The 12737-nt window shown below is 65.0% G+C and carries 12 protein-coding genes; 11 read left to right on the top strand and 1 reads right to left on the bottom strand.

Annotated features, from left to right (window positions below):
- The first annotated feature begins 44 nt into the window (after positions 1-44).
- From HU738_RS25195 to HU738_RS25180, 4 genes are read left to right on the top strand one after another with little or no spacing between them, the layout of a single operon-like run.
- A complete protein-coding gene (locus HU738_RS25195; protein ID WP_176509386.1) occupies positions 45-944 on the top strand; it encodes a TauD/TfdA dioxygenase family protein in 900 nt (299 codons plus the stop codon).
- Between the two features lie 17 nt (positions 945-961).
- A complete protein-coding gene (locus tag HU738_RS25190; protein ID WP_186601951.1) occupies positions 962-1981 on the top strand; it encodes an ABC transporter substrate-binding protein in 1020 nt (339 codons plus the stop codon).
- Positions 1982-1987: 6 nt separating this feature from the next.
- Positions 1988-2851, top strand: coding sequence for an ABC transporter ATP-binding protein (locus tag HU738_RS25185; protein WP_176509385.1), 864 nt, complete (start codon positions 1988-1990; stop codon positions 2849-2851).
- Positions 2852-2865: 14 nt separating this feature from the next.
- Entirely contained in the window at positions 2866-3729 is an 864-nt protein-coding gene (locus HU738_RS25180) for an ABC transporter permease (protein WP_027919390.1), read from the top strand.
- Between the two features lie 89 nt (positions 3730-3818).
- Here the strand turns inward: HU738_RS25180 and HU738_RS25175 are convergent, their stop codons facing one another.
- Entirely contained in the window at positions 3819-4376 is a 558-nt protein-coding gene (locus HU738_RS25175) for a WYL domain-containing protein (RefSeq protein ID WP_176509384.1), read from the bottom strand.
- A 206-nt stretch (positions 4377-4582) separates the two neighbouring features.
- Here HU738_RS25175 and HU738_RS25170 point away from each other — a divergent pair, with 206 nt between their 5' ends.
- The 7 genes from HU738_RS25170 to HU738_RS25140 all read left to right on the top strand — a co-directional run.
- Positions 4583-5377, top strand: a complete 795-nt coding sequence (locus tag HU738_RS25170; protein WP_176509383.1) for a tetratricopeptide repeat protein — start codon at positions 4583-4585, stop codon at positions 5375-5377.
- A gap of 105 nt (positions 5378-5482) precedes the next feature.
- Positions 5483-5935 carry a MarR family winged helix-turn-helix transcriptional regulator gene (locus tag HU738_RS25165; protein ID WP_186601950.1) on the top strand — a complete coding sequence of 151 codons (453 nt, stop codon included), beginning with the start codon at positions 5483-5485 and terminating at the stop codon, positions 5933-5935.
- Complete coding sequence (locus HU738_RS25160) at positions 5932-8019, top strand: FUSC family protein (RefSeq protein WP_186601949.1); 2088 nt, start codon at positions 5932-5934, stop codon at positions 8017-8019. The genes HU738_RS25165 and HU738_RS25160 overlap by 4 nt, the downstream gene beginning before the upstream one ends.
- On the top strand, positions 8016-8228 hold the full coding sequence (locus HU738_RS25155; RefSeq protein WP_016392395.1) for a DUF1656 domain-containing protein: 213 nt from the start codon (positions 8016-8018) through the stop codon (positions 8226-8228). Before HU738_RS25160 ends, HU738_RS25155 begins: the two co-directional genes overlap by 4 nt.
- The gene (locus HU738_RS25150) at positions 8225-9100 is read left to right on the top strand and encodes an efflux RND transporter periplasmic adaptor subunit (RefSeq protein ID WP_054883917.1); all 876 of its coding nucleotides are present in this window, start codon (positions 8225-8227) and stop codon (positions 9098-9100) included. The genes HU738_RS25155 and HU738_RS25150 overlap by 4 nt, the downstream gene beginning before the upstream one ends.
- Positions 9097-10515 carry an efflux transporter outer membrane subunit gene (locus HU738_RS25145; protein ID WP_186601948.1) on the top strand — a complete coding sequence of 473 codons (1419 nt, stop codon included), beginning with the start codon at positions 9097-9099 and terminating at the stop codon, positions 10513-10515. The genes HU738_RS25150 and HU738_RS25145 overlap by 4 nt, the downstream gene beginning before the upstream one ends.
- A 300-nt stretch (positions 10516-10815) precedes the next feature.
- Positions 10816-12737: FTR1 family protein (locus tag HU738_RS25140; protein ID WP_217871517.1), on the top strand; the 1922-nt coding region annotated here is incomplete at its 3' end.

Below are 12737 nucleotides of genomic sequence, written 5' to 3'. Positions count from 1 at the left end.
ATCGTTGCGCGCCTTTGAAGTCGCGCACTGCGTGGGAGTGACACATGCCAGCCGCCTCGAACGCCTTGTCGACCATCGACAGCGCCCAGCCGCAAACCTTCGAAATCCGCCCGTTCTCCGGTGCCGTCGGCGCCGAGCTCATTGGCCTGGACCTGGCCAAGCCGGTTACCGCCGAGGATTTCGCCCGTATTCATCGCGCCCACCTCGACCACCATGTGCTGGTGTTCCGTGACCAGCGCATCAGCCCGGAACAACAGATCGCCTTCAGCCGCCGCTTTGGCGAATTGCAGATCCATGTGCTCAAGCAGTTTCTGCTTGCCGGCCACCCGGAAATCCTGATCGTCTCCAACATCATCGAGAATGGCCAGAATATCGGCCTTGGCGATGCCGGCAAGTTCTGGCACTCGGACCTGTCGTACAAGGAGCTGCCGAGCCTCGGCTCCATGCTGCATGCCCAGGAGCTTCCCAGCGAAGGCGGCGACACCCTGTTCGCCGACATGCACAAAGCCTGGGACGCGGTACCCGAAGCCCTGCGCAAAGTGGTCGAGGGCCGCAGTGCCGCTCACTCCTATACCGCCCGTTACGCCGAAACCAAATTCGAAGGCAACTGGCGTCCGACCCTGACCGCCGAACAGCTCGCGCAGGTGAAGGAAGTCATCCACCCGGTGGTGCGTACCCACCCGGAAAACGGCCGCAAGGCGCTGTTCGTCAGCGAAGGCTTCACCACCCGCATCGTCGGCCTGCCGGATGATGAAAGCCGCGACGTGCTGCAACAGCTGTACGCGCTGAGCGTGCTCGAACAGAACATCTACCGCCACCAGTGGCAGCCCCATGACCTGGTGTTCTGGGACAACCGTTCACTGATCCACCTGGCCACCGGTTGCCCGGCGCACCTGCGCCGCAAACTGTTCCGCACCACCATCCAGGGCGATGCCCCGTTCTGACGACTGAGGAATTCATCATGCGCAAATCCATCAGCCGCCTGGCGGCAAGCATCGGCCTGGGCGCCAGCCTGGTCGTCGGCAGCCTGGCGGCCCCCGCCGTGGCACAAGCCGAAGGCAAGATCCGCATCGCCGAGCAGTTCGGCATCGTCTACCTGCTGCTCAACGTGGTGCGTGACCAGCACCTGATCGAGAAGCACGGCAAGCAGCAGGGCATCGACATCGAGGTCGACTGGGCCCAGCTGTCTGGCGGTTCGGCGATCAACGACGCGCTGCTGTCCGGTTCGGTGGACATCGCCGGTGCCGGGGTCGGCCCGCTGCTGACCGTGTGGGACCGTACCAAGGACCGGCAGAACGTCAAGGCCGTGGCCTCATTGGGCAACTTCCCGTACTACCTGGTGAGCAGCAACCCGAACGTGAAGACCATCGCCGACATTTCTGACAAGGACCGCATTGCGGTGCCTGCGGTAGGTGTTTCGGTGCAGTCTCGCTTCCTGCAATACGCCGCCGCCCAGCAGTGGGGCGACAAGGAATACAACCGCCTCGACAAGTACACCCTGGCCGTGCCGCATCCGGATGCCACCGCCGCGCTGCTGGCCGGCGGTACCGAACTGAACGGGCACTTCTCCAACCCGCCGTTCCAGGACCAGGCGCTGGCCAACAAGAACGTGCATGTGGTGCTCAACAGCTATGACCTGCTCGGCCCCAACTCGCCGACCCTGCTGTTCGCCACCGAGAAATTCCGCAACGACAACCCCAAGACCTACAAGGCCTTCGTCGACGCCCTGGCCGAGGCGGCGGACTTCGCCCAGAACGACAAGGCCGCCGCAGCGGATACCTACATCCGCGTGACCAAGGCCAAGATCGACCGCGACGCGCTGATCAAGCTGATCGACAACCCGCAGTACGAGTTCACCGTCACGCCGAAGAACACCTACAAGCTGGCCGAGTTCCTGTATCGGGTTGGCGCCATCAAGCACAAGCCGGCATCGTGGAAGGACTACTTCTTCCAGGATGAACGCCCGCTGCAAGGGAGCTGACCGACCATGACCGCCCCATTGCCAGGCCACACGGCCAGCAACCTGAGCCGTGTCGCTACACCGCCGTTGCTCAAGGTGGACAACCTGAGCCTCGAGTACCGCACCGCGCAACGCGTGGTGCGGGCCACCCACCAGGTCAGCTTCGAAGTCGATCGCGCTGACCGCTTTGTCCTGCTGGGCCCGTCTGGCTGCGGCAAATCCACCCTGCTCAAGGCCGTGGCCGGTTTCATCGCCCCCCAGGAAGGGCAGATCCTGCTGCAGGGCCAGCCGGTCAACGGCCCCGGGCCTGACCGCATCGTGGTGTTCCAGGAGTTCGACCAGTTACCGCCCTGGAAGACGGTGAAAGAGAACGTCATGTTCCCGCTGCTGGTGTCCGGCCAGCTCAAGCGCGCCGAGGCCGAGGAGCGGGCCTTGCATTACCTGGACAAGGTCGGCCTGGCCGCCTTTGCCGATGTCTACCCGCACATGCTGTCGGGCGGGATGAAGGCACGCGTGGCGATCGCCCGGGCGCTGGCGACCCAGCCGAAGATCCTGCTGATGGACGAGCCGTTCGCCGCGCTGGATGCGCTGACCCGGCGCAAGATGCAGGAAGAGCTGCTGCTGCTGTGGGAGGAAGTGCGTTTCACCTTGCTGTTCGTCACCCATTCCATCGAGGAGGCGCTGGTGGTCGGCAACCGCATCCTGCTGCTGTCGCCCCATCCGGGCCGGGTACGAGCGGAGGTGCATAGCCACCAGTACGACCTCGGCAGCCTCGGCGCTGCCGACTTCCAGGCCAGCGCGCGGCGCATCCATCGCTTGCTGTTCGACGAGGCCGAAGCCCCTGAGCCGGCCGATGACCTGGGCTTCAACGACATTCGCATCGCCTACTGAAAGGAGCTTTAGCCATGACCCCTACACCTGTACGCCAGGAATACGAGGTGCAGCTGGAGCCTTTGCTCAGTGTGCCTGTGGAACGCAATCTACCCTTGGCCCAACGCCTGTGGCAGCACGGCTGGCTGCGCAAGGCGGTGATCCTGGTAGTGATCGCCGCCTTGTGGGAAGCGATCGCCCGCTACCAGGGCAACGACCTGCTGCTGCCGACCTTCCTGCAGACGGCTGCGGCACTGTGGGACGGCCTGCTCAGTGGTGAACTGCCGGCCAAGGTCGGCGTGTCGCTGGTGATCCTGCTCAAGGGTTACCTGCTGGGCATCGTGCTGGCCTTCGGCCTGACCAGCCTGGCAGTGTCGACCCAGCTCGGTCGCGACCTGCTGGGGACACTGACCTCGATGTTCAACCCATTGCCGGCGATTGCCCTGCTGCCGCTGGCGCTGCTGTGGTTCGGGCTGGGTGACAACAGCCTGATCTTCGTGCTGGTGCATTCGGTGCTGTGGGCGCTGGCACTGAACACCTATGCGGGTTTTCTCGGGGTATCGGAAACCTTGCGCATGGCGGGGCGCAATTACGGCCTGAAAGGGCTGCGCCTGGTCCTGCACATCCTGGTACCTGCCGCGTTGCCGTCGATCCTCTCGGGGCTGAAGATCGGCTGGGCGTTCGCCTGGCGCACCCTGATCGCCGCCGAACTGGTGTTCGGTGCCAGCAGCGGCAAAGGCGGGCTGGGCTGGTACATCTTCCAGAACCGCAACGAGCTGTATACCGACAAGGTGTTTGCCGGGTTGGCGGTGGTGATCCTGATCGGTCTGCTGGTCGAAGGGTTGGTGTTCAACACGCTGGAGCGGTTGACCGTTCGGCGGTGGGGGATGCAGCGGTAGTTTTCCTCTGCCGGCCTCTTCGCGCAGGCTTGAATGCTGCGCAGTACCTGCAGGAGCGGGTTTACCCGGGAAGAGGCCGGCACAAGCGACTAATTCATGTACTGTGCTGCCGCATTGCTCAAGGTCCTGGCGATCTCTTCGCGCAGTGCCTGCGGCTCTTCGACCACCACGCCGTCGCCCTGGCTCAGCACCCACCAGCGCAATGGCCCGCCATCTTCCACCGTCGCCCGCAGCCGGTGCCCCTGGTCCAGTGCCGTCAATTGCATGTCCACGCTCAATGGCGCTTCACGCAACTGCTTGGCCAATGGGTCGCTGACCCAGGCTTGCATCTCGATTCCTGCCCCTTGCCCAGGCTGAAGCGAATCACCACGCAAAAATCCCTGCAAATCGAAATTACCCCGCAGCTCGCCAGCAACGTTCGCCGACCAGTGCCAGCCAAACGGGATGCTCTTGTCATTGCGGTCCAGCGGAAAGATCAGCGACAGCTCGTTGAGGTCCCGTTCCACCGTACGTTTGCTGACGTTGAAGCCGACATCGCGCAGGCGCCACACCAGTTCGGCACTGGTGATACCTGGTGAACGGCTGGGTAACTGGCGCAGCAGCGCCCATTGACGGCTGAGGGTGGCGCGGGTGGTGGCGAACGGCAAAAGGTAACGTCCTTGTCTAGGCTTGCCGCAACAGGATGGCGGCTCGAACAGGTCATGGCAATTAGCCATAACTCGTTCAGATCAAGGAATGCGCAATTGGTTGCCTTGCCTCGAATCGTTCGCGACAGGTTTTGACGTGACGTCGCGCAGAATCACGCCTCATCACAGCCGCGGTCGGGCCTGTGGGTCGTTCAATGAGGATGAACATGTCTGCTGTCAGCAATATCCATTCGCTGCTCGCCCGTCTTCTGCCTGAGCAGGTCATTTGCCCACCGACACCCGCCGGCAGGCGACAGCGGCTGTTTGCCGGGGTAGGGCAGCCCAGCCAGCGTGCGTTGCTGGTCAACCGACTGGACGAAGCGCACGACCTGCAAGCGGTATACCTCGACCTGCGCCAGCAGGCGCTGGCCGGCAATGTCGCAGCACTCAACGACCTGGGCTGGATCTGGCTCAACGGCAAGTACTGGCGCGCCGACACCGCGCTGGCCGGGCACCTGCTGCGCATGGCGGCGCTGCAGGGCAATGCGGCGGCCTGGTTCAACCTCGGGCAGCAGCATTACTTTGGCAAGGGCGTCGCAACTTCCTATGTCCAGGCCGAGGAATGTTATCGCCAAGCGTTCGAGCGCGGCATGCTGCATGCCGCTGCCGCGCTGGGTGACCTGTATGAAGAAGAGGTCTGCGATGCCGAGCTGGGCTGGCAGGTAAACCTGGTCCAGGCCTATCAATGGTTTCTGCGCGGCGCCGAACGGGGCGAGGCGCGCTGCCGATTCGAGGTGGGCTACCGCTTGCTGCATGGTCTGCATGTGGACGCCGACGTCAAGGCCGCGTTGTATTGGCTGGAACTGGCGGCTGCAGCCGGAGTCATGCAGGCGGCCGAAGAGTTGGCGGTACATTTCAGCAGCCGCGATGAAGCGCGCTATCTGGATTGGCGTGACCGCGCTGTGCAGATGGGCAGCACGCTGGCACTGACCATGAAGCTGGAAGATCAGGTTCAGCCCTGAATGAACATGAATTCATGAGGTCCTCCGTCGTACACGGTTGACGACAGGGGGAGGCACAGGCGTATATTGATAGTTAGCAAACTATGAATATCCTTGGTTCCTCACATGTCCATTGACTCCCTGCGCCTGCAAGTCAGCAGCGGCATGGTCATTGCCGCTCGCCACTGGCGGCGCATCTGCCACAACGCGCTGATCGGCTACGGTATCTCCGAGGCCTGCGCCGCACCGTTGCTGATGATCGTGCGCTTGGGCGATGGCGTGCATCAGGTGGCCGTGGCCCAGGCTGCCGGCCTGGAAAGCCCGTCGCTGGTGCGCCTGCTCGACCAACTGTGCAAGGCTGGCCTGGTCTGCCGCAGCGAGGACCCGCTGGACCGCCGCGCCAAGGGCCTGAGCCTGACTGCCGAGGGCCGTCGCCTGGCCGAAGCGATCGAAGCCGAACTGGTGCGCGTGCGCCATGACGTGCTGCAGGGCATCGACGAGGCGGACCTGCTGGCCGCGTTGCGTGTGCTGCGTGCCTTCGAGGCCGCTGGCCTGGGTATTGCGGGCGGGGTGGCATGAACGGTTTCTTCAGCTCGGTGCCACCGGCCCGCGACTGGTTCTACGGCGTGCGCACCTTCGCCGCGTCGATGATCGCCCTGTACATCGCCCTGTTGCTGCAGTTGCCGCGTCCGTATTGGGCGATGGCCACCGTGTACATTGTCTCCAGCCCGTTCGTCGGCCCAACCAGCTCCAAGGCGCTGTATCGAGCGGTGGGGACGCTGCTCGGTGCTGCCGGGGCGATCTTCTTCGTGCCACCACTGGTGCAGTCACCGCTGTTGCTGAGCATCGCCATCGCCCTGTGGACCGGTACCCTGCTGTTCCTCTCGCTGAACGTGCGCACGGCCAACAATTACGTGCTGATGCTGGCCGGCTACACCTTGCCGATGATTGCCCTGGCGGTGGTCGACAACCCGTTGGCGGTGTTCGACGTGGCGTCCTCCCGGGCCCAGGAGATCTGCCTGGGGATCGTCTGCGCGGCGGTGGTCGGTGCGATTTTCTGGCCGCGCCGGCTGGCCCCGGTAGTGGTGGGTGCCACCGGCAACTGGTTCACCGAAGCGATCCGCTACAGCGACACTTACCTCGCCCGTGAAGCCAGCGCCGACAAGGTCGGAGGCATGCGTGCAGCGATGGTCACCACGTTCAACTCGCTGGAGCTGATGATCGGCCAGCTCGGCCATGAAGGTGCCGGCCCGCACACCCTGAAGAACGCCCGCGAGCTGCGCGGGCGTATGATCCACCTGCTGCCGGTGATTGATGCCCTCGACGACGCCCTGATCGCCCTCGAAGGCCGCGCCCCGCTCCATTACGCGCAGCTCCAGCCAGTGCTGGATGCCGCCCGCGAATGGCTCAAGGGCACCGCCGACAGCGCGTCTGTCTCCCGCTGGACGGCTTTGCACGAGCAGCTCGACCGCTTGCAGCCCGGCGCCGCCGCGCTCGATCAGCGTGCCGACCTGCTGCTGTCCAACGCTCTTTACCGTCTGACTGAATGGGCCGACCTGTGGCAGGACTGTTGCTCCCTGCAGCATGCCCTGCGCAGCGACGACCCCAAACCCTGGCGCGCGGTTTACCGCCACTGGCGGCTGGGCCGGCTGACCGCGTTCTTCGACCGCGGCTTGATGCTCTACTCGGTGGCTTCCACGGTCCTGGCGATTGTCGTCGCCTGCGGGCTGTGGATCGGCCTGGGCTGGAACGACGGCGCCAGTGCGGTGATCCTCGCCGCGGTGTCGTGCAGCTTCTTCGCCGCCATGGACGACCCGGCGCCGCAGATCTACCGGTTCTTCTTCTGGACCTTGATGTCGGTGATCTTCTCCAGCCTGTACCTGTTCCTGGTGCTGCCCAACCTGCACGACTTCCCGATGCTGGTGCTGGCCTTCGCGATCCCGTTCATTTGCGTTGGCACCCTGACCGTGCAGCCGCGCTTCTACCTCGGCACCTTGCTGACCATCGTCAACACCTCGACCTTCATCAGCATCCAGGGTGCCTATGACGCCGACTTCCTGACCTTCCTCAACTCCAACCTGGCGGGCCCGGCCGGCCTGCTGTTCGCTTTCATCTGGACCCTGGTGATGCGCCCGTTCGGCGTGGAGCTGGCGGCCAAGCGCATGACCCGCTTTGCCTGGCGCGACATCGTCGAAATGACCGAGCCGGCGACCCTGGCCGAGCACCGCCAACTCGGCGTGCAGATGCTCGACCGCTTGATGCAGCACCTGCCCCGCCTGTCGCAGACCGGCCAGGACAGCGGGGTGGCACTGCGCGACCTGCGCGTCGGGCTGAACCTGCTCGACCTGCTGGCCTACCTGCCGCGGGCCGGTCAGCAGGCCCGCGAACGCCTGGGCACGGTGATCGAGGAGGTCGGTGCGCACTACGCCGCCTGCCTGCGGGCCGGTGAGCGTCTGCACGCGCCAGCCGCACTGCTGCGCAACATGGAGCGGGCGCGCCTGTCGCTGAACCTGGATGAACTGTACGAACGCGGCGATGCCCGCACGCACTTGCTGCATGCCCTGGCAGGCTTGCGCCTGGCGCTGCTGCCAGGTGTCGAGGTGATGCTCGAGCCTGCCGAACAACCGCAACTGCCCCCCGGCCTGGACGGAGCGCCCCTGTGATCGGTGAACTGGATATCAGCGGGGTGTTCCTGCCCACGCTGCTGGTGATGATGTTTGGCACCTACCTGCTGTTCCTGGGGGTGCACGCGGTGCTGGTGCGCCTGCATTTCTACCGCCTGGTCTGGCACCGGGCGCTGTTCAACGTTGCCCTGTACGCCGTGCTGCTGGGTGCGGTCGACCACTTTTGCCGAAGCCTGATGCTGCCATGAAAAAACCTTTGCTGACCCTGGGCCGTGTGGTCCTGACCTTGCTGGTAGTGACCTTCGCCGCCGTGCTCGTGTGGCAGATGGTGGTGTACTACATGTTCGCCCCCTGGACCCGCGACGGGCACATCCGCGCCGACGTGATCCAGATTGCCCCGGACGTGTCCGGCCTGATCCAGAAGGTCGAGGTGCGCGACAACCAGACCGTCAAGCGCGGCGACGTGCTGTTCACCATCGACCAGGACCGCTTCACCCTGGCGTTGCGCCAGGCCAAGGCGACCCTCGGCGAGCGCCAGGAAACCCTGGCCCAGGCGTCCCGCGAAGCGCAGCGTAACCGCAAGCTCGGTAACCTGGTGGCGGCCGAGCAGCTGGAAGAGAGCCAGTCCCGCGAGGCCCGCGCCCGCTCGGCGGTCAGCGAGGCCCAGGTGGCGGTCGACACCGCCCAGCTCAACCTGGATCGCTCGGTGGTGCGCAGCCCGGTGGATGGTTATCTCAACGACCGCGCCCCGCGCGACCACGAGTTCGTCAGCGCGGGGCGCCCTGTGCTGTCGGTGGTCGACAGCGCCTCGTACCACGTCGATGGCTACTTCGAGGAAACCAAGCTGGGTGGCATCCACATCGGCGACGCCGTGGACATCCGCGTGATGGGCGACAACACCCGTCTGCGCGGCCACGTGCAGAGCTTCGCAGCCGGCATCGAAGACCGTGACCGCAGCAGCGGTGCCAACCTGCTGCCCAACGTCAACCCGGCGTTCAGCTGGGTGCGCCTGGCCCAGCGCATCCCGGTGCGCATCGCCTTCGATGAAGTGCCGGAAGACTTCCGCATGATCGCCGGGCGCACTGCCACGGTGTCGATCCTCGAGGGCCAGCGGCCATGAAACAGCTGATCCTCGCGGGGTTCTGCCTGTCCCTGGGGGCCTGCATGATGGTCGGCCCCGATTACGAAGTGCCGAAAGACGCGGCGGTGCAACGCAGCGATCTCAACGGCCCGCTGCGCGAGGATGCCGACAGCGTGGTGTCGGCTCCGGTGCCCGAGGACTGGTGGCAGCTGTATCAGGATCAGCGCCTCAACGAACTGGTGCGCCAGGCGCTGAGCGCCAACACAGAGCTGCGCGTCGCTGCGGCGAACATCGCCAAGGCCCGTGCACAGGTCGAAGTGGCCGAGTCCCAGGGCGGCTTCAACGGCGGCATCAAGGCCGGCGCCCAGCGCCTGCAGGAGTCCGGCCAGGCCTTCCTGCTGCCTGAAAAGGTGCCGGTGGCCAACATCGGCGAGGCGATCATCAGTGCCTCGTACCAGTTCGACCTGTGGGGCACCTTCAAGCGCGGCACCGAGGCCGCCAAGGCCAACGCCGACGCGGTGCAGGCCGCCGCCGACACTGCGCGCATTACCTTGGTGGCCGACGTGGTCAAGGCCTACACCCAGGTGTGCTCGGCCAACGAGGAATACCACATCGCCCGCGAGTCGCTCGACCTGCAGGAGCAGAGCGTGAAGCTCAACCAGCGCCTGCGTGACGCCGGCCGCGGCGACGAAACCCAAGTCACCCGCTCGCAGACCCAGTTCAAATCGTTGCGTGCCGAACTGCCGCGCTTCAAGGCCGAGCGCGAGACCGGCCTGTACACCCTGGCAGCGCTGCTGGCCAAGCCTGTGGATAAGTTACCTGCCGGCACCGCTGACTGCGCCGAGCTGCCACAGCTGAACCAGTTGGTGCCGGTTGGCGACGGTGCGGCTCTGCTCAAGCGCCGCCCCGACGTGCGCCAGGCCGAGCGCCAACTGGCGGCGGCCACTGCCGAGATCGGTGTGGCCACTGGTGCGCTGTACCCGGATATCAGCATCGGCGCTCAAGTGGGCACCATCGGTATTCTCGAAGACCTTGGCGATCCGTCGACCAACCGCTGGGGCTTCGGCCCGCAGATCAGCTGGAGCATCCCGACCAACGGTACCCGCGCCCGCATTCGCATGGCCGAAGCCTCGACCCAGGCGGCCTTGGCGCATTTTGATGGGGTGGTGCTGAACGCCATCCGCGAAACCCAGACCCGACTGGCGCAGTACAGCGCCTTGCTGGACCGGCGTGATGCGTTGGCCGACGCGGAGAAGTCAGCGAAGGAAGCGGCGGACCAGACGCACCGGTATTACCAGGCAGGGCGTGAGTCGTTCCTGGCGGATTTGCAGGCGACGCGAACATACACCGACATGCGCTCGCAGCTGGCGGCGGCCAACAGCCAGGTGGCGTTGGGGCAGATTGGTGTGTTCCTGGCGTTGGGTGGGGGGTGGAAGGAGGCTGGGAAGCAGTGAGGGTGCAAGGGGAGAGTGAAGGCTGATTGGTGCCAAGGGCGCGCGCCAATGGTGCTGGAATAACTGGCCCGAAACAGACTGTAGGAACGGATTTATCCGCGATGCGCCGCGCGGGCGGCGCTCGATTTCACAGGCGCTGAAAATGCCAAGGCAGGCACCTGTCAGCCCCCACCCGATCTCCCGCCTCAAGAACCACCGCGCCCCCTGGCGACATTCCTTTCCTCACTTCATCAGATTTGTCTCAAGATTTTTCATGAAATCCACCCCCAGCCCTTGAGCGAAGCAAAGTGGAAGTGAACAATGTTCTCTTTCGCATTCCCTTCGAGACTGGCCATGAAAACCCGTTCCCGTCTGCTCGCCTGGTTGCCAGCTGTACTGCTCGGCCCGGTGCTGGCGCTGTGCAGCACCCTGGCGCAGGCCGAAGCACCCGCCGAGGCCGGCAAAGCCCTGCATTTGCTGGACTACATTGGTGCCGACTACCCGCCGACCGTGGAAAACGGCAAGGTCATCGACGACGGCGAATACCGCGAGCAGCAGGAATTCAGCGCGGTACTGGCCGACCTGGTCAAAGGCCTGCCGGCCAATGCCGAGCAAGCCGGCCTTCAGCAGGGCGTGCAAGCGTTGCGCCAGGCCATCGACCAGCGCCAGGACGGCGCAGCGGTAGCCAAGCAGGCCCGCCAGTTAGGTGCGCGCCTGGCGGTGGCCTACGAGGTCAGCCAGGCCCCGGTGATCACCCCGGACCCGGCCCGAGGTGCGTCGCTGTATGCACAGAACTGCTCGATCTGCCACGGTGATACCGGCGCCGGTGATGGTCCGGCAGGTGTGGGCCTGGAACCCGCACCGGCCAACCTGCGGGACACCGCACGCCTCGACCAGTTGAGCCTGTTCGACCTTTACAACACCCTGGCGCTGGGCATTGATGGCACCGAAATGCCGTCCTTCGCCGACCAGCTGGATGAGCGCCAGCGCTGGGACGTGGCGGCCTACATCGCCAGCTTCACGGCCAAGCCTGAAGCCGCCAAGGGCGACAAGACCTGGAACATCGCCGACCTGGCACGGCAGACCCCGGCCGAAGTGGCCGCCAACGAAGGCGCCGCGTCGGTCGAGGCGTTCCGCGCCCAGCGTGCCCAGCCGCCGCAGGTCAAGCGCGGCCCGTCGCAGTTGCTCGCTTACACCGCCAGCACGCTGGACAAGAGCCTGGCGGCTTACCGTGCAGGTGATCGTGATCAGGCCTACGACCTGTCGGTAGCGGCTTATCTGGAAGGCTTCGAACTGGTCGAAAGCTCGCTGGACAACATCGATACCGTAGCGCGCAAGAGCACCGAAAAGGCCCTGATGGCCTACCGTCAGTCACTGCAGGACGGCCTCTCGGTGGTCCAGGCTGAGCAACGCCTTAGCGAAGCGAAGACCAAGCTCGACCAGGCCGCCAAGCTGCTGGGCAGTGATGGCTTGAGCTGGTCGCTGAGCTTCATTTCCGGCCTGCTGATCCTGCTGCGTGAGGGCCTCGAAGCGATCCTGGTGCTGGCCGCTGTGCTGGCCTTCTTGCGCAACACGGGCCAGCAGTCGGCCATACGCAGCGTCAACATCGGCTGGGGCCTGGCGCTGGTTGCAGGTTTTGCCACCTGGGCCGTGGCCGCCTATGTGATCGATGTCGGCGGTGCCCAGCGTGAGCTGCTGGAAGGCAGTACCGCCTTGTTTGCCAGCGTGATGGTGCTGTGGTTGGGCGTGTGGATGCACGACCGCCGTCATGCGGCTGCCTGGCAGGACTACATCAAGAGCAGCCTGGTCAGCGGTGGCGGGCGCTTCGGCTTTGCCGTGCTGGCGTTTTTCTCGGTGTACCGTGAGCTGTTCGAAGTGATCCTGTTCTACGAAACCCTGTGGCTGCAGGCTGGCCCGGCGGGCCACCAGGCGGTGCTGGCCGGAGGGGCCACCGCGCTGGTGCTGCTGGTGGGGTTGGCGTGGGTGATCCTGCGCGGTTCGGCCAAGCTGCCACTGTCGCTGTTCTTCAGCATCAACGCCGGGCTGCTGTGTGCCCTGTCGGTCGTATTCGCCGGACATGGCGTGAAGGCGCTGCAGGAGGCGGGCGTGCTGGGCACGCGGCCAATGGCGTTCTTCGAGTTCGACTGGCTGGGGATCCATCCTGATCTGTACTCGCTGAGTGCTCAGGCGGTGGCGTTGCTGGCGATTCTGGTGTTGTATGGGCGTAGTCGCGTGGCCGAGAA

The sequence above is a fragment of the Pseudomonas vlassakiae genome, assembly GCF_014269035.2.
In the GTDB taxonomy this organism is placed as follows: Bacteria; Pseudomonadota; Gammaproteobacteria; order Pseudomonadales; family Pseudomonadaceae; genus Aquipseudomonas; species Aquipseudomonas vlassakiae.
Note: the sequence above shows the minus strand (reverse complement) of the source record. Positions and strands in the feature narration are given on the sequence as shown.